At 71.6% G+C, this 16,537-nt stretch carries 11 protein-coding genes, 6 tRNA genes and 1 riboswitch; of the genes, 7 read left to right on the top strand and 10 right to left on the bottom strand.

Going from position 1 to position 16,537, the window contains the following annotated elements; genetic code table 11:
• Positions 1 to 119: 119 nt before the first annotated feature.
• The 7 genes from BU52_RS29470 to BU52_RS29440 form a co-directional block, all read right to left on the bottom strand.
• On the bottom strand, positions 120 to 314 hold the full coding sequence (locus BU52_RS29470) for a DUF6274 family protein (protein ID WP_037940212.1): 195 nt from the start codon (positions 312 to 314) through the stop codon (positions 120 to 122).
• 294 nt (positions 315 to 608) lie between these two features.
• A tRNA-Asp gene (locus BU52_RS29465) sits at positions 609 to 683 on the bottom strand.
• A 93-nt stretch (positions 684 to 776) separates the two neighbouring features.
• Positions 777 to 4,757, bottom strand: coding sequence for an ATP-dependent RNA helicase HrpA (hrpA, locus tag BU52_RS29460; RefSeq protein WP_037940210.1), 3,981 nt, complete (start codon positions 4,755 to 4,757; stop codon positions 777 to 779).
• Positions 4,758 to 4,851: 94 nt separating this feature from the next.
• Positions 4,852 to 4,925: transfer RNA gene (locus BU52_RS29455), tRNA-Phe, on the bottom strand.
• 24 nt (positions 4,926 to 4,949) lie between these two features.
• Positions 4,950 to 5,024 (bottom strand) — tRNA-Asp (locus BU52_RS29450).
• 37 nt (positions 5,025 to 5,061) lie between these two features.
• Positions 5,062 to 5,134: transfer RNA gene (locus BU52_RS29445), tRNA-Glu, on the bottom strand.
• An 80-nt stretch (positions 5,135 to 5,214) separates the two neighbouring features.
• Positions 5,215 to 6,825 (bottom strand): metallophosphoesterase family protein, encoded by a 1,611-nt coding sequence (locus tag BU52_RS29440; RefSeq protein WP_037940207.1) that lies wholly within the window; start codon positions 6,823 to 6,825, stop codon positions 5,215 to 5,217.
• 84 nt (positions 6,826 to 6,909) lie between these two features.
• Between BU52_RS29440 and BU52_RS29435 the strand changes: the two genes are divergently transcribed.
• The 4 genes from BU52_RS29435 to BU52_RS29420 all read left to right on the top strand — a co-directional run bounded on the left by BU52_RS29435 (position 6,910) and on the right by BU52_RS29420 (position 10,554).
• Entirely contained in the window at positions 6,910 to 7,260 is a 351-nt protein-coding gene (locus BU52_RS29435; RefSeq protein WP_037940201.1) for a metallopeptidase family protein, read from the top strand.
• Positions 7,261 to 7,333: 73 nt separating this feature from the next.
• Positions 7,334 to 7,885, top strand: a complete 552-nt coding sequence (locus BU52_RS29430) for a hypothetical protein (protein ID WP_037940195.1) — start codon at positions 7,334 to 7,336, stop codon at positions 7,883 to 7,885.
• Between the two features lie 247 nt (positions 7,886 to 8,132).
• On the top strand, positions 8,133 to 10,328 hold the full coding sequence (locus BU52_RS29425) for a DEAD/DEAH box helicase (RefSeq protein WP_037940194.1): 2,196 nt from the start codon (positions 8,133 to 8,135) through the stop codon (positions 10,326 to 10,328).
• Positions 10,329 to 10,481: 153 nt separating this feature from the next.
• Positions 10,482 to 10,554: transfer RNA gene (locus tag BU52_RS29420), tRNA-Lys, on the top strand.
• Here BU52_RS29420 and BU52_RS29415 read toward each other — a convergent pair.
• Entirely contained in the window at positions 10,552 to 10,920 is a 369-nt protein-coding gene (locus BU52_RS29415; RefSeq protein WP_078903509.1) for a DUF3040 domain-containing protein, read from the bottom strand. The genes BU52_RS29420 and BU52_RS29415 overlap by 3 nt on opposite strands.
• Positions 10,921 to 11,424: 504 nt before the next feature.
• Between BU52_RS29415 and BU52_RS29410 the strand changes: the two genes are divergently transcribed.
• The 3 genes from BU52_RS29410 (at position 11,425) to BU52_RS29400 (ending at position 14,180) form a co-directional block, all read left to right on the top strand.
• Positions 11,425 to 12,558, top strand: a complete 1,134-nt coding sequence (locus BU52_RS29410; RefSeq protein ID WP_037940188.1) for a dihydrofolate reductase family protein — start codon at positions 11,425 to 11,427, stop codon at positions 12,556 to 12,558.
• A 62-nt stretch (positions 12,559 to 12,620) separates the two neighbouring features.
• Positions 12,621 to 12,694 (top strand) — tRNA-Met (locus tag BU52_RS29405).
• 297 nt (positions 12,695 to 12,991) lie between these two features.
• Positions 12,992 to 13,149, top strand: a riboswitch (cyclic di-AMP (ydaO/yuaA leader).
• An 11-nt stretch (positions 13,150 to 13,160) separates the two neighbouring features.
• Positions 13,161 to 14,180: a M23 family metallopeptidase gene (locus BU52_RS29400; protein ID WP_037940186.1), complete on the top strand. Its 1,020-nt coding sequence runs from the start codon at positions 13,161 to 13,163 to the stop codon at positions 14,178 to 14,180.
• Positions 14,181 to 14,276: 96 nt separating this feature from the next.
• Here BU52_RS29400 and BU52_RS29395 read toward each other — a convergent pair whose 3' ends face one another.
• Positions 14,277 to 15,623 carry a PrsW family intramembrane metalloprotease gene (locus BU52_RS29395; protein WP_037940183.1) on the bottom strand — a complete coding sequence of 449 codons (1,347 nt, stop codon included), beginning with the start codon at positions 15,621 to 15,623 and terminating at the stop codon, positions 14,277 to 14,279.
• Between the two features lie 54 nt (positions 15,624 to 15,677).
• A complete protein-coding gene (trmB, locus tag BU52_RS29390; RefSeq protein WP_200881336.1) occupies positions 15,678 to 16,514 on the bottom strand; it encodes a tRNA (guanosine(46)-N7)-methyltransferase TrmB in 837 nt (278 codons plus the stop codon).
• Positions 16,515 to 16,537: the final 23 nt, after the last annotated feature.

Here is a 16,537-nt window from a genome sequence, read left to right as displayed (position 1 = left end):
TGCAATTGCACATATTAAATTGACCTGTTGTAGGGGAGGCGTAAGTACCGCACCGCACAAAACTCATGCGGTGACACCCGTCACATACCAGTCGGCTTGTTGAGCCTGTGGCATATGCGCTAGAGGGAACGGGCGTTGGGCGTGGGGTGCTCCCCGGCGGGTTCCGGCGGGCGCGGCGGGAAGTCCGGCTCCAGCTCCAGCCGCAGCAGGCGGTGGCAGATCGGGCAGTGGCGCGTCAGATGCCGGTACGACAACGCGGCCGACAGGTGCGCACGGAGCAACGCCCGCGTCTCGTGCCTGGCCGATGCCGCCATACGCCACCTCCAGGGGTCCGCGGAGCCGTTCCCTGCCTCCTGAGGTACCGAGGGATGGCGGCCCCGTCAAGACGGCACGAGGGGTGCCACGACGGGCGCTGAGGGGCGCACGGCGCCACGGACGCCCCTGGCGCGCGGCGCCACGGACGCTCGACGGGCGGAGGCCGGGACCCGAAGGCCCGGGCCCTGTCACGCGGAAGGCCCGCCGGTGAGGGCGGGCCTTCGGTGACTCCTGCGGTCCTGACGCACGAAGGGCCCGCTGCCCCTTGCGGGTGCGGGCCCTTCGTTTCACTGCGGTCCTGACGGGATTTGAACCCGCGGCCTCCACCTTGACAGGGTGGCGAGCACTCCAAACTGCTCCACAGGACCAGGTTTCGCAGCGCCATTCCTGCGTTGCGCTGCGAGAAGGACTGTACAGGAGGGGGCGCCCACTGGTCGAACTCACCCTGAGTACCGGCCCGGTTACGGCACCGCCGCGTCGATCGCCTTCACGATCCGCTTGTCCGACACCGGGTACGCCGTGCCGAGCGCGTGGGCGAAGTAGCTGACCCGCAGCTCCTCGATCATCCAGCGGATGTCCAGCACCTCCCGCGGGACCGGCCGCCCCTGCGGCATCTGCTCCAGCAGCCACGCGTACTCGTCCTGCATCTCGTGGACCTTCGCCATGCGTGTCGAGTCCCGCTGCACGCTCGCCGGCATCTGCTGGAGCCGGCGGTCGGCGGCCACCAGATACCGCATCAGGTCCGGAAGCCGCCGCAGCCCCGCCTCCGTCACGAAGCCCGGCCGCACGAGCCCGTCCAGCTGCCTCCGCACGTCCTGCAGGTTCGGCAGCAGCGCGGGGCTGCGTACGCCCTTCAGACGGCGCTCACAGGCCTGCCACGCGGCCAGCACCTGCTGCACCTGGCCCACCGCACGGACCGTCGTGTCGACGATGTCCGCGCGGACCTTGTCGTACAGCTTCCGGAACGACTCCTCGTCCCAGACCGGTCCGCCGAAGTCCGCGATCAGCCGGTCCGCCGCGGCCATGGCGCAGTCGTCGAACAGGGCCTGCACGGAACCGTGCGGATTGGCGGACAGCGCCAGCTTCTGGGCGTTCGTCAGCTTCTCGGAAGCGAACTTCGCGGGGTTGACCGGGATGCCCAGCAGGATCAGCCGCCGGGTGCCCTTCCACATCGCCTCAGCCTGCTCGGCCTCCGAGTCGAACAGCCGGACCGAGACCGTGTCGCCGTCGTCCACCAGCGCCGGGTACGCCTTCACCGGCTGACCGGCGCGCCGGGTCTCGAACACCCGGGTGAGCGAACCGATCGTCCAGTCCGTCAGCCCCTTGCGCTCCAGGGACTCGCCGCCCTGGCGCTGCGCGGTCGCGGCGGCCGCCTGGGACAGCGCCTTGCGGGCCTTCGGCCGGAGCCGGAGCTTGAGCGCCTCCAGGTCCTTGTCCTCTGCGAGGGTGCGGCGCCGCTCGTCGACGATCCGGAACGTGACCTTCAAGTGGTCGGGAACGCGGGACCAGTCGAAGTCCTCCGCCTCGAACGGCACCCCGACCATCCGCTTCAGCTCACGGGCCATCGTGACGGCCAGCGGCTCCTGCAAGGGCACCGCCCGCTCCAGGAACGCCTTCGCGTAGTTCGGCGCCGGCACGTAGTTCCGGCGGATCGGCTTGGGCAGCGAACGGATCAACTCCGTGACGACGTCCTCCCGCAGACCCGGGATCTGCCAGTCGAAGCCCTCGTCCGTCACCTGGTTCAGCACCTGCAGCGGGATGTGGACGGTCACACCGTCGGCATCCGCACCCGGCTCGAACTGGTACGTCACCCGGAACTTGAGCGGGCCCTGCCGCCACACGTCGGGGTAGTCGGCCTTGGTGACCGCCTCCGCCGACTCACGGATCAGCATCTCCCGCGCGAAGTCCAGGAAGTCCGGCTGCTCGTGCCGCTTGTGCTTCCACCAGGAGTCGAAGTGCGCGCCCGACACCACGTGCTCGGGGATCCGCTGCTCGTAGAAGTCGAACAGGGTCTCGTCGTCGACCAGGATGTCCCGGCGCCGCGCCCGGTGCTCCAGCTCCTCGACCTCGGTCAGCAGCCGCCGGTTGTCCGCGTAGAACTTGTGGTGCGTGCGCCAGTCGCCCTCGACCAGCGCGTTGCGGATGAAAAGCTCCCGGGAGACCTCCGGATCGATCCGGCCGTAGTTCACCTTCCGCTGGGCCACGACCGGTACGCCGTACAGCGTCACCTTCTCGTACGCCATCACGGCCGCCTGGTCCTTCTCCCAGTGCGGTTCGCTGTACGTGCGCTTCAGCAGGTGCCCGGCCAGGGGCTCCACCCACTCGGGCTCGATCTTCGCGTTGACCCGGGCCCACAGCCGGGACGTCTCCACCAGTTCGGCCGACATCACGAACCGCGGCGGCTTCTTGAACAGGGCCGACCCCGGGAAGATGGCGAACTTGGCGTTGCGCGCACCCAGGTACTCGTTGCGCCCGCCGTCCTTGCGGCCGCTGCCGGGACCCGAGTCCTTGGACTCCTTCACGTCCTTCATGCCGATGTGCGAGAGCAGGCCCGCCAGCAACGACACGTGGATGCGGTCCGCCGGGGCGTCCTCCTCGTTCAGGTGGATGCCCATCTGCCGGGCGACCGTCCGAAGCTGCGTGTAGATGTCCTGCCACTCGCGGATCCGGAGGAAGTTCAGGTACTCCTGCTTGCACATCCGCCGGAACGACGACGACCCGCGCTCCTTCTGCTGCTCGCGGACGTACCGCCAGAGGTTGAGGAAGGCCAGGAAGTCACTGGACTCGTCCCGGAAGCGGGCGTGCTGCTGGTCGGCCTGCGCCTGCTTGTCCGCCGGCCGCTCCCGCGGGTCCTGGATCGACAGCGCCGCCGCGATGACCATGACCTCACGGACACAGCCGTTGCGGTCCGCCTCCAGCACCATGCGCGCCAGACGAGGGTCCACCGGCAGTTGGGCCAGCTTCCGGCCGGTCTGCGTCAGCCGCTTGCGCGGGTCCTTCTGTGCCGCGTCGAGCGCGCCGAGCTCCTGGAGCAGCTGGACGCCGTCACGGATGTTGCGGTGGTCCGGCGGGTCGATGAACGGGAACTTCTCGATCTCGCCCAGACCGGCCGCCGTCATCTGCAGGATCACCGAGGCGAGGTTCGTCCGCAGGATCTCCGCGTCCGTGAACTCCGGACGGGACAGGAAGTCGTCCTCGCCGTACAGACGGATGCAGATGCCGTCCGACGTACGGCCGCAGCGGCCCTTGCGCTGGTTGGCGCTCGCCTGCGACACCGGTTCGATCGGGAGCCGCTGCACCTTCGTGCGATGGCTGTAGCGCGAGATGCGGGCGAACCCGGGGTCGATGACGTACTTGATGCCCGGCACGGTGAGGGACGTCTCGGCCACGTTCGTCGCCAGAACGATCCTGCGACCGCTGTGCTGCTGGAACACCCGGTGCTGCTCGGCGTGCGACAGCCGGGCGTACAACGGCAGCACCTCGGTCGACCGGAACCGCTTCTTCGTCAGCGCGTCCGCCGTGTCCCGGATCTCCCGTTCGCCGGAGAGGAACACCAGGATGTCGCCCGGCCCCTCCGCGATCAGCTCCTCGACGGCGTCGGTGATCGCCGTGATCTGGTCCCGGTCGGCGTCGTCCGAGTCCTCCTCCAGCAGCGGCCGGTACCGCACCTCGACCGGATACGTGCGCCCGCTGACCTCGATGATCGGCGCGTCGTCGAAGTGCCGGGAGAACCGCTCCGGGTCGATGGTCGCCGAGGTGATGACGACTTTGAGATCCGGACGCTTCGGCAGCAGCTGTGCGAGGTAGCCGAGCAGGAAGTCGATGTTGAGCGACCGCTCGTGCGCCTCGTCGATGATGATCGTGTCGTAGGCGCGCAGCTCTCGGTCGGTCTGGATCTCCGCGAGCAGGATGCCGTCGGTCATCAGCTTGACGAACGTGGCGTCCGGGTTCACCTGGTCGGTGAAGCGGACCTTCCAGCCCACCGCCTCCCCGAGCGGGGTCTGCAGCTCCTCGGCGATCCGCTCGGCCACCGTACGGGCGGCGATGCGCCGGGGCTGGGTGTGACCGATCATGCCTCGGACGCCCCGGCCCAGCTCCATGCAGATCTTCGGGATCTGCGTGGTCTTGCCGGACCCCGTCTCACCGGCGACGATCACGACCTGGTGATCACGGATCGCCTCGGCGATCGCGTCCTTCTTCTGGCTGACGGGCAGCTGCTCCGGGTACCGCACCCGCGGCACCCGGTCCCGCCGTGCGGTCATCCGCTCCTCGGCCCCGGCGACCTCCGCCTCGATCTCGGCGAGCACGGCGGCGCGTGCCTCCGGCTTGCGGATCTTGCGCGCACCCTCGAGCCTCCGCCCGAGCCGGTGCGCGTCGCGCAGCGACAGTTCAGCGAGACGGGAGGCGAGGGAGCCGAGGGCGGGGGCAGAGTGCGTAGACATACGGACTCCAGGATCTCATCCCGCGAAAATTCGCGGCCAATGATTTTGCCGGGGCGCACAACAAGGCCCCGATCGATGATCGGGGCCTTTGCTGTGGCTGGGGCCGGGGTCGAACCGGCGACCTATCGCTTTTCAGGCGATCGCTCGTACCAACTGAGCTACCCAGCCGCGGTGTTTCACGTGAAACACCAGCGGTCCTGACGGGATTTGAACCCGCGGCCTCCACCTTGACAGGGTGGCGAGCACTCCAAACTGCTCCACAGGACCAAGCGTGTCGTACGACAGTGTCGCACAGGGTGGTGCGTGCCCCCAACGGGATTCGAACCCGTGCTACCGCCTTGAAAGGGCGGCGTCCTAGGCCGCTAGACGATGAGGGCTATCGGCCCGCCTGGGCGCTTCGCAGCGCGTCGGGGACGTGAGAAGCATATGGGATGGCGGGAGGGTTCGCCAAAACGGTTTACGGCGTGGGGGCCGAGCGGGTGCCGGGGGACGGGGACCCGGGCGTCGTCGAGGGGGTGCCGGACAGGGACGGCGAGGTGGGGGCGCCCGGCTGGTTCTCCTCGGGGAGGTGCCGGCTGACCTCCGCCGTCGTGAGGCCGAGACCGCCCAGCTCGATGGAGTCCCAGGCCTGGAGGCGGCGGGAGTCGCGGTCGAAGTAGAGGATCGACGTCTCGATGGGGTCGGGGTACCTGCCCTCGATGGCGCGCAGTCCGCTGCCGCCGGTGGAGCCCTCGACGCGGAGGCGGGTGCCGTACTCCATGACCTCGTTCTGTTCGCGGTGGATGTGTCCGGCCAGGACCAGAGGAACGGTGCCGTCGACCTCACGGGCGGCGGACGGTTCGTGGACGAGCGCGACATCCACGGGGGTGCCGGCGGTGCGCTGGTCGCGCAGGGCGGAGGCGAGGCGGGCGCCCGCCAGTTCCTGGGACTGCTCGGCCCCGGTCTTCTTCGAGCGGTCGGGGGTGAACTGAGGGTCGCCGATGCCCGCGAAGCGGAGTCCGGCGATGCTCTTCGCCTCGCCGTCGTCGAGGACGTGGACGTTCTTCATGCGTGCGAGGTGGCGCTGGGTGACGAGTGAGTCGTGGTTGCCGCGGACCCAGACGTAGGGGGCGCCGAGGTCCTCCACGGGGTCCAGGAAGCCGTTCTCCGCGGCGGTGCCGTGATCCATGGTGTCGCCGGTGTCGACGATCACGTCCACCTGGTACTGCTCCACCAGCGAAGCGACGATCTTCCAGCTCGCGGGGTTGAGGTGGATGTCGGAGACGTGCAGGACGCGGACGGTGCTCGGGTCGGGCCGGTAGGCCGGCAGGGTGGAGGTGGCGTCGTAGAGCTTGGTCACGTTGGTGACGAGGCGGGCCAACTCCTGCTGGTAGACGTCGAACTCGGTGACGATGCTGCGCGCGTCACCGACGAGGGAGGGCGCGGAGGAGAGCAGACCCGAGAACTTCGGTTCCAGGACGGAGTCGGGATTCCAGGTGGCGAACGCGGAGCCGCCGGACGCGGCCAGGAGGGCGAGGGCGAGGCCGCCGGCCGCCAGGGCGCGGCGGGGGCGGCGGTAGACGACCAGGCCGAGCGCCGTGGCGCCGGTGACGACGGCCACGCAGGAGCGTACGGCGAGGTCGGCGGTCCCGTGCGCCACGTCCCGGGCGACCTCGTCCTGGAGGCCGGAGAGGCGCTCGGGATGGTCGACGAGGGCCTGTGAGCGTTCGGGGTCGAGCTGGTCGACGTTGACGTCGAGGCGGACGGGGGCGGTGTGGCTGTCGAGCTGAAGGGCGCCCAGGGGCGACACGTTGATCTTGGTGCCGCCGGTGAGGGAGGGCCGCAGGGCCATCGTGGTGTTCATGGGGCCCACGGGGACCCGCACGTTGCCGACGACGAGCAGGCCGAGCCAGGCGCCGAGGACGACCACGGCGGTCAGCCCGAGGGCACGTGTCCAGGGGTGCGGCTGCGGGGCGAGCGCGACCGTCGTGGGCGCGGCCGGGCGGGAACGGTCGCGGCGGGTGAGGGCTCGCGGGACCCGTCGGATGCGGTGGACGGCGTTCGTGACGGCGGAGGGGACGCGGGCCATTGGTCCCGTATGCCCATGTCACGGTCCGGATATGCGGGCGTCCCGGGCATCTCGTACGGACGGCTCGTGCCCGACAATGGCTCTGTGCTGGAGATGACGCGCGAGATGTTCGAGGAACTGGTCTCCGAGGCGCTGGACCGGATTCCGCCGGAGCTGACGCGGCTGATGGACAACGTCGCGGTGTTCGTCGAGGACGAGCCGCCGGCGGACGATCCGGAGCTGCTCGGCCTGTACGAGGGGACTCCGCTGACGGAGCGGGGCGAGTGGTACGCCGGGGTGCTGCCGGACCGGATCACCATCTACCGGGGGCCGACGCTGCGGATGTGCGAGTCCCGGGAGGACGTGGTCGCCGAGACGGAGATCACGGTGGTGCACGAGATCGCGCACCACTTCGGCATCGACGACGCCCGGCTGCACGCGCTCGGCTACGGATGAGCCGTACGCGTGTCCTCTCGCGGGTGGCGGGAGTTGGGGTTGTTGACCCTGTACTCCAACCGGAGGTGGCCCCGTGCGCCGCTTGTACGTACCCGCCCGCCTGGCCGCCGCGGTCGTGGCAGTCGCCGCTGCCGCCGGTTGTGTGAGCGTCGGTGAGGACGGCTCCGGCCGGGGCGCCGGGCCGTCGCACTCCGCGGGACGGCCGGGCGGTGAGGCGCCGGACGGCGGCACGGCGGCGTCGGACGGCGAGGCCGGCTACGGCGCCGCGGCGGCCGACGGCGAGCGCGGCGCCGGCCGCGCGGGCAAGGGGCGTGAGAGCGGGGGGAAGAAGGACCGGGCAGGGGGGAAGTCCGCGTCCGCCGGGGCCGCGTCGTCCCCGGGAGCGAGCGGGTCCGCGCCGGCCGACGGCGGTCCCGGCGGGCACCCGGGGCGGCCGACCCCGGACGACGGACCCGTCCCGCCGGAGTCCTCGTGGACGCCGGACCCGGAGCCCACTCCCACGCCGCCCGAGCCGTCGGTCACACCGGAACCGACACAGGCGGAGCCGTCCTCGTCGGCGCACCCGCCGCCGGGGCCGCAACTGGAGCAGCGGGAGCCGGCGCCGGAAGCGGGGGCGCCGGTGTAGCGCCCTCTCCCGCGCCCCCGCGCCCGTCGGACCCCCTGTTCACCTGCCGGTTTGCTTTCGGGGTGTTGAGGTGCGTATGGTGGCAGATCGTTTGATCCTATTTGCCCGGCGCCACTGCAGAGCGCGCCGTGTGGCGCGTACTCTCCTTTGCCGTGGTGGACCGCATCGAGGCGGTCGTAATTGCGAATCGCGAATCACGGAGTTGACGGGCGCGTGCCGAAGAGACTCCGGAAGGTTTCGCATTCGTATGCCCATCGCCAGTACTGATCACGTCGTCGTGCCCGAGAACACCGAGGACACCGACATCACCCCCGAGACGACCCCCGAGGTCACCTTCGCCGGCCTCGGCCTCCCCGAGGGCGTCGTGCGCAAGCTCGCGCAGAACGGCGTGACCACCCCCTTCCCGATCCAGGCCGCGACCATCCCGGACGCCCTGGCCGGCAAGGACATCCTCGGCCGTGGCCGCACCGGCTCCGGCAAGACCCTCTCCTTCGGCCTGCCGACCCTCGCCACGCTGGCCGGCGGACGCACCGAGAAGCACAAGCCCCGCGCCGTCATCCTGACGCCGACGCGCGAGCTCGCCATGCAGGTCGCCGACGCCCTCCAGCCCTACGGGGACGTCCTCGGCCTGAAGATGAAGGTCGTCTGCGGCGGCACCTCGATGGGCAACCAGATCTACGCCCTCGAGCGCGGCGTCGACATCCTGGTCGCCACCCCGGGCCGGCTCCGCGACATCATCAACCGCGGCGCCTGCTCCCTGGAGAACGTGCAGATCACCGTCCTCGACGAGGCGGACCAGATGTCCGACCTGGGCTTCCTGCCCGAGGTCACCGAACTCCTCGACCAGGTCCCGGCGGGCGGTCAGCGGATGCTGTTCTCCGCGACCATGGAGAACGAGATCAAGACCCTCGTCGACCGCTACCTCAACGACCCGGCGACCCACGAGGTCGACGCGGCGCAGGGCGCGGTGACGACCATGTCGCACCACATCCTCGTCGTGAAGCCCAAGGACAAGGCACCGGTCACCGCGGCCATCGCCTCCCGCAAGGGCCGCACCATCATCTTCGTCCGCACCCAGCTGGGCGCCGACCGTGTGGCCGAGCAGCTGCGCGACGCCGGTGTGAAGGCGGACGCGCTGCACGGCGGCATGACGCAGGGCGCGCGGACGCGGACGCTCGCGGACTTCAAGGACGGCTACGTCAACGTCCTGGTCGCCACGGACGTCGCGGCGCGCGGTATCCACGTCGACGGCATCGACCTCGTCCTGAACGTGGACCCGGCCGGCGACCACAAGGACTACCTGCACCGCGCCGGCCGCACGGCGCGTGCGGGCCGCACCGGCACCGTCGTCTCCCTGTCCCTGCCGCACCAGCGGCGTCAGATCTTCCGCCTGATGGAGGACGCGGGCGTCGACGCCACGCGCCACATCATCCAGGGCGGCGCGGCCTTCGAGCCCGAGGTCGCCGAGATCACCGGTGCCCGGTCGATGACCGAGGTGCAGGCCGAGTCGGCCGGCAACGCGGCGCAGCAGGCCGAGCGCGAGGTCGCCCAGCTCACCAAGGAGCTGGAGCGGGCGCAGCGCCGCGCCTCGGAGCTGCGTGGCGAGGCCGACCGGCTGCTGGCCCGGGTCGCGCGGGAGCGGGGCGAGGACCCCGAGACCGTGGTGGCCGAGGCGGCCGCCGTGGCGTCGGCCGAGGTGTCGGCCGAGGCCGAGGTGTCGCTGCCGGAGCAGCCGACCGCCCGGGACGTCGAGCGGGCCGAGCGCGTGGAGCGCACGGAGGCCCCGGCGCCGTACGAGCGGCGTGAGCGTCGTGACGACCGCGGCGACCGCGGTGGCTTCCGCCGTGACGACCGGGGTGACCGTGGCGGGCGTCCCTTCGAGCGTCGTGACGACCGGGGCGGCTTCAACCGGGACCGCGACCGCGACCGCGGTGGCTTCCGCCGTGACGACCGTGACGACCGCGGTGGCTTCCGCCGCGACGACCGGGGTGACCGTGGCGGACGTCCCTTCGAGCGCCGTGACGACCGGGGTGGTGACCGTGGCGGGCGTTCCTTCGAGCGTCGTGACGACCGCGGTGGCTTCCGCCGTGACGACCGTGACGACCGCGGTGGCTTCCGCCGCGACGACCGGGGTGACCGTGGCGGGCGTCCCTTCGAGCGCCGTGACGACCGGGGTGGTGACCGTGGCGGGCGTTCCTTCGAGCGCCGTGACGACCGGGGCGGCTTCAACCGCGACCGGGACCGCGACCGTGGCGGCTTCCGCCGTGACGACCGGGGCGGTCACCGCGGCAGCGACCGGCCGTTCAACCGCGACCGTCAGGGCGACCGCCCTGGCTTCCGCAGCGGCGGCCACGACCGCCCGAACGGCCGTCGTGACGACCACCGTGGCGGCGGCTCCTTCGGCCGCCGCGAGGACAAGCCGCGCTGGAAGCGCAACGGCTGACGTCCTCTCACCGAGCTGACCGGAAGGGCCCGCACGACACGCGTCGCGCGGGCCCTTCCGCGTTCTCCCCGGGACACGTCCGGACCCGACTCCCCGATACCCGATCGGAGAGTCGGCCACGTCCGGCTATGCTCGGGGAGGCAACATCGCCAGGGGCCCTTAGCTCAATTGGCAGAGCAGTGGACTTTTAATCCATTGGTTGTGGGTTCGAGTCCCACAGGGCCTACTCCTCGCAGGGCAGAGGCGTTGCCTCCGGCCTGTGACGCGGCGCCCGGGACGGCTTCGGCCGGCCCGGGCGCCGCGTCGTTCCGGGGACGTCGCGGGCGTCGCGTGCCGGGCGCCGGTCCCGGTCGAGGAGCTGGACGGCGATTCCGGAGAGCACCAGGCCCGCCGCGATGAGCAGGCCGTCGGGGACGATCACGCCCGCGATCAGCATCGTCACCCCGATGAGCAGCGCCCACCAGGCGCCCGCGCGCCGGTGCCCGCGCGGGCGGGCCGGCCGTCCGGCGGACAGCCGGCGGGTGCGACGGGGATCCTCGTGCTCGAGTCGGGCCGCGGGGCCGACCAGACGGTCGTCGTCGGGCTGGGGCACGGCTCCTCCTTCCCAGGGGTGGCCGCACGGCGACACGCCGACGGCCGTCGCTCCGGAACACCCGGGCGGGTGAAGGGGGGTCCGTCGGCCTGTTGCGAACTCGGGCCGGTACGAGGGAGTTTGCCCGTGTGCCGACGCCGTCACCCATCCGGTACGGAGTCTCCAGCCTCTCCCGCGACCACCCGCCGGAACCATCCGTCGCGCTCCCCATCCCCACGGGGGCCCGGTATGCACTTGTGCCGCCCGCCGACCGCTGTCCGGCCCGCGAGATGGGGGTCGTCACCGATGGACAACGAGCAGTTCTTCTTCGAGGCCCTCGCCGCCGGTGCCTCGGGCCATGTCCCGAAGCCGGCCAAGGTCATCACCGGCCGCGAGGAGCAGATCCCAAGCTTGATCGAACCCTGACCGGTCAGGGGGGCGGGCGGCCGCGCCCCGCGGGTTGTCAGACTTGACCCGGGCCGCACAGCGGTCCCGCCCGCCGCCGACTCTCACCGGAGTGCGCCGATGCCCCATCCGTACGTCCTGCTGTCCGCCGCCGTCTCCCTCGACGGCTACCTGGACGACACCGGTCCCGAGCGGCTGCTGCTGTCCGGCCCCGCCGACTTCGACCGGGTCGACGAGGTGCGGGCGTCCGTGGACGCCATCCTGGTCGGCGCCGGCACGATCCGCGCCGACAACCCCCGGCTGCTGGTCAACTCGCCCGAGCGGCGTGCCGCCCGCCTCGCCTCGGGCAGGCCCGAGTATCCGCTCAAGGTCACCGTCAGCGGCTCCGGCGACCTGGACCCGGCGGCGCGGTTCTGGCACACCGGCGGCGAGAAGGTCCTGTACACGAGCGACAAGGGTGCCGAGCGGGCTCGTGCCCTGGGGCTCGCCGCCGACGTCGTCGCGCTCGGCCCGGAGACGGACTGGCGGCGGCTGCTGGAGCACCTGCACGACGTGCGGGGGGTGCGCCGGCTGATGGTGGAAGGCGGCGGCCGCGTCCACACCCAGCTGCTCACCCAGGGCCTCGCCGACGAACTGCAGCTGGTCCTCGCCCCGCTGTTCGTCGGCGACGCGGACGCCCCCCGCCTCTTCGGCCCCGGCGTGTACCAGGGCGGCCGGCTGCGGCTGGTGGAGACCCGCGCGGTCGGTGACGTCGTCCTGATGCGCTACGAGCCCACCGCACCCGGCACCGGAGCGCTGCCCACCGCCGCCGACCACCACTGGCTGGCCCTCGCCTGCGAGCTGGCCGCCCGGTGTCCGCCCTCCCGGACGGCGTTCAGCGTGGGCGCGGTGGTGGTGGCCGCCGACGGTACGGAGCTGGCGCGCGGTCACTCCCGGGAGGGCGCGGACCCGGTGGTGCACGCGGAGGAGGCCGCCCTGTCCAAGATCGGCCCGGCGGATCCCCGGCTCGCAGGCGCCACCGTGTACTCCAGCCTGGAGCCCTGTGCCCGGCGCGCGTCCCGGCCGGTCCCCTGCGCCCGGCTGATCCTGGACGCGGGCGTGCGGCGGGTGGTCACGGCGTGGCGGGAGCCGGACACGTTCGTGGCGGGTGCCGACGGCAGCGCGGTGCTGGCGGACGGGGGCGCCACCGTCGTTGTCCTGCCGGAGCACGAGGAGCGCGCCAAGGCGCCGAGCAGCCACCTGACCGGCCGTTGAGACGGGCTGTCGATCATGGGTGTGCGACAGGGCCCGCGCATGACGTACACTGGTCTCAACGACGCGGGGTGGAGCAGCTCGGTAGCTCGCTGGGCTCATAACCCAGAGGTCGCAGGTTCAAATCCTGTCCCCGCTACTGAAGGCCGAGGGCCGGAATCCGACAAGGATTCCGGCCCTCGGCGTTTTCACGTGGCCCTGCTTCTTCTTCACTCGCTGTGAGCGAGTCACCCCGCAGCGCATAACGACTGACACACCGTCAGAAACGGGATCACCTCTGAACCGGGGTCAACTCGCCCGTTTTTGGCCGCCCGTGGCAGTTAAGTCCACGCGGAAATCGTTAATGATCAAGAGGAACGGCTTGGAATCCGGCCCTCGCGTCTATTAACGTTCGATAACGCAGCGCGGTCGTCCCAGCCGTCACAGAAGTCGGCTCCGTGCGCATGCGCCGAATCCCGCAAGGGAACCGGGGAACCACCACCATGGGGTGAATCGCGTGGATGCAGCCGTGGAGACACGGCTCGTACCCGCGCGTAGGAGACCTTCCTGCTCCGAACCCGTCAGCTAACCCGGTAGGCGAGAAGGAAGGAAAGGAGCACGCCCACGTGGCGTCCAACCCGCCTGCCCCCGAGGCCCCGTTCAAGCCGAGCGACACCTTCGCCTACGGCGGCACCCGCACCGAAGAGGGCCCCTTCGAGGAGTGGAACCCCACCGCGGAGTCCGTTCGCCCGGTACGCGGCCGGCACCGCGTCAGCAAGCAGCGCGGCGGCGGACTCGCCCGCAGCTCCACCGTGCTGGGCGTCGGCGTCATAGCCGCGGTCGGCGCGGGCGGCATGGCCAGCGCCCAGGCCGGCAAGCCGCCGGTGTCCATCTCCATGCCCGACCTCCCCAACGTGGGTTCCCTCATCTCCGACGAGGAAACACCCCAGGGCTCGGCCACCCCGCTCAGCACCATCGGCATGACCGCCGCCGACTCCGAGCAGGGCGGCGCCGGTGCCGGTGAGGCGCTGCGCGCACGGATCATGGCCCAGGTCGAACAGCAGCAGGACCAGGCCCAGAGCAAGGCGGAGGCCGCGGCCGTCGCCGCCGCCGAGAAGGCCGCCGCCGAGGCCGCCGCCAAGGCGGAGAAGGAAGCCGAGGCCAAGGCCGAGGCCGCCAAGAAGAAGGCGGAGGAGGAGGCCGCGAAGAAGGCCGAGGCCGAGCGCCTCGCCGAGCTGGCCAGGCAGTACGCGCTGCCGACCTCCTCGTACACCATCTCCTCGACCTTCGGCCAGGCCGGCGCCTACTGGTCCTCCGGTCAGCACACCGGTCTCGACTTCGCCGCCCCCACGGGCACGCTGATCAAGGCGGTCCACACCGGCACGATCACCTCCGCCGGCTGGGACGGCTCCTACGGCTACAAGACCGTGCTGACCCTCGACGACGGCACCGAGATCTGGTACGCCCACCAGTCCTCCATCAGCGTCAGCGTCGGCCAGAAGGTCAACACCGGCGACGTGATCGGCCGCGTCGGCTCCACCGGCAACTCCACCGGGGCCCACCTCCACCTGGAGGTCCACCCCGGCGGCTCCTCCTCGGGCATCGACCCGATGGCCTGGCTGCGCGACAAGGGCCTCACCCCCTGAGCCCCACCGCCCCCTGAATCCCGGCAGTCCCGACGACGCCCCCCCGACGTCAGGGCTGCCGGTCAGGTGTTTTCCGGGGCCGTTCGCCCCGCCGCGTCAGGCGCGGTGGGCGCCGGGCCCGTGGGCGGGGTAGGGATGCCCGTAGGGCGGGCGCCCGTGCGCGGGATGACCGTACGGCGGATGCCCGTACGCCCGGTGCGCCGGCCGAGGGGCGTACGGGACGGGCGGCGCGGTGAGGCGGGCCGCGTGGTCCAGGGCCGGACGGGCCGCACCGCGCCGGTGCCACAGCTCCAGCAGCAGCTCCCGCTCCCGGGTGACGAACTCCGGCCCGGCCCGCCCTCGCCGGCCCCGGTGCCGCAGGAACGCCAGCGAGGTCGCGTACGCCTCGTACTGCGCGACGGCGCGCGCCGCCCGCTTCCCCCCGTACCGGCGCGCGTACCGCCGGGCGAGGCGCCGCGCCCGCATCGAGCCGAGGGCGAACGGCTCCGCCGGGGTGAGCCAGCCGACGACCGCGTACACGGGCAGCTCCGCCCGCACCGTCCGCAGCTCGCGCCGGCGGGTCCACACCACCAGCCAGGTCAGCAGTCCGAACGCGGGCACCATGAAGGCCGCGTACACCGCGATGAAGCCGTACTCGCCGAGCGTGGTGGAGCCGTTCCACAGGGCGTGCATGCCCATCGCGAGGAGCAGTCCGCCCGAGGGGAGCAGCACGCGCCGCACCCGCTGCCGGTCCGTGGACAGCGCGGCGACGCCGAAACCGATCCCGGTGAGCACGGTGAACAGGGGGTGCGCGAACGGCGACATGACGATGCGGACGAAGAAGGTCGCCGCCGTCACCGAGGCCATGCCGCTGTCGCCGGTGAGCTGGTCGGTGCCGAAGGCGGTGCCGAGGTAGAGGATGTTCTCGGTGAACGCGAACCCGGTGGCCGTGACCCCGGCTATCACCACGCCGTCGAGGATCCCGGTGAAGTCACGTCTGCGGAACAGGAAGACTAGGAGGACGGCCGCGGCCTTCGCGGACTCCTCCACGACCGGCGCTATGACGGTCGCCCCCAGGGTGTCGGCGCCGGTCGGGTCGGCGGTCGCCCTCGCTATCCACTGCGTGGCGAAGCTGTTCGCCACGATGGCTATCAGCGCCGCCGCGCACGCCCCCCAGGCGAAGGAGAACAGCAGGTTCCGCCAGGGACCCGGCTCGACCCGGTCCAGCCAGCGGAAGGCGGCCAGGAGCAGCGGCACCGGCAGGACGGCGAGCCCCAGTCCGACCAGGAACCCGCGCGTCCCCGTCTGCTCGCGGACCAGGGCGAGGATCACCAGGCCGGACAGCATGAGCAGGGTGATCAGCGCGCCGTGACGCACCCCGGGGCGCTGCCACCAGTGCGGGTGCCGCGGCGTCCCGCCGGGGGCTTCACCGGGGTGCGTCGGGTACGGAGGGCTGGTGGCCACGGAATCGACCCTAACGAGGGAGGGGCAGGACTGCGTGCGGGCCGGAACCCGGTCTCAGGCTCGGTCTCCGGTCCGCTCCTCGTGCCGTACGCGGCGGAAGAGCACGTCGTTCACGACATGACCCTTGTCCAGTCCCTGCCCCTCGAAACGGGTCAGCGGACGGAACCCGGGACGCGGCGCGAAACCGCCGTCCGCCTGCGTGTTCTCGAACGCGGGATGCTCGGTCAGCACCTGCAGCATCTGCTCCGCGTACGGCTCCCAGTCGGTGGCGCAGTGCACGACGGCCCCCGGTCGCAGCCGGGTCGCGGCGAGGGTGAGGAAGTCCGGCTGGATCAGCCGGCGCTTGTGGTGCCGCTTCTTGGGCCACGGGTCGGGGAAGTAGACGCGCAGTCCGTCCAGGGAGCCGGGGGCCAGCATCTCGCGCAGCAGGATGATCGCGTCGCCGTTGCCCACCCGGACGTTGGTCAGGCCGCGCTGGTCGGCGAGGTTGAGGAGGTTGCCCTGACCGGGGGTGTGGACGTCCACGGCGAGGATGTTGGTGGCCGGGTCGGCGGCGGCCATCGCGGCGGTCGCCTCGCCCATGCCGAAGCCGATCTCCAGGACGACCGGGTTGTCGTTGCCGAAGAACCCGGCGAGGTCGAGTGACCCCCCGCCGTCGACGTCGAAACCCCACCGGGGCCACAGCCGCTGCAGGGCGTCCGCCTGGCCGGTGGTGACGCGGCTGCGGCGCGGCTGGAAACTGCGGATGCGCCGCTCGAAGTGTGATCCGGCCGGATCGGCCTTCGGCCCGTCCGGGAACCGCGGCTCCCCCTTGGCCCGGGTACGGCGGATCGACGCACCGGGCGTGTCGGCGGGGTGCGGCGCTTCGGGGGTGCTCACGGAGTCAGACACAGTGCCTCGATTTTACGGGGCCC

Source organism: Streptomyces toyocaensis, from assembly GCF_000725125.1.
Lineage (GTDB): Bacteria > Actinomycetota > Actinomycetes > Streptomycetales > Streptomycetaceae > Streptomyces > Streptomyces toyocaensis.
This window is presented reverse-complemented; position numbering and strand designations above follow the sequence as displayed.

Excerpts from the sequence above, each read along its gene's own strand:
- BU52_RS29410 (WP_037940188.1), top strand. The coding sequence starts at position 11,425 with ATGCCCCATCCGTACGTCCTGCTGTCCGCCGCCGTCTCCCTCGACGGC.
- BU52_RS29440 (WP_037940207.1), bottom strand. The coding sequence starts at position 6,825 with ATGGCCCGCGTCCCCTCCGCCGTCACGAACGCCGTCCACCGCATCCGA.
- BU52_RS29425 (WP_037940194.1), top strand. The coding sequence starts at position 8,133 with ATGCCCATCGCCAGTACTGATCACGTCGTCGTGCCCGAGAACACCGAG.
- BU52_RS29470 (WP_037940212.1), bottom strand. The coding sequence starts at position 314 with ATGGCGGCATCGGCCAGGCACGAGACGCGGGCGTTGCTCCGTGCGCAC.
- hrpA (WP_037940210.1), bottom strand. The coding sequence starts at position 4,757 with ATGTCTACGCACTCTGCCCCCGCCCTCGGCTCCCTCGCCTCCCGTCTC.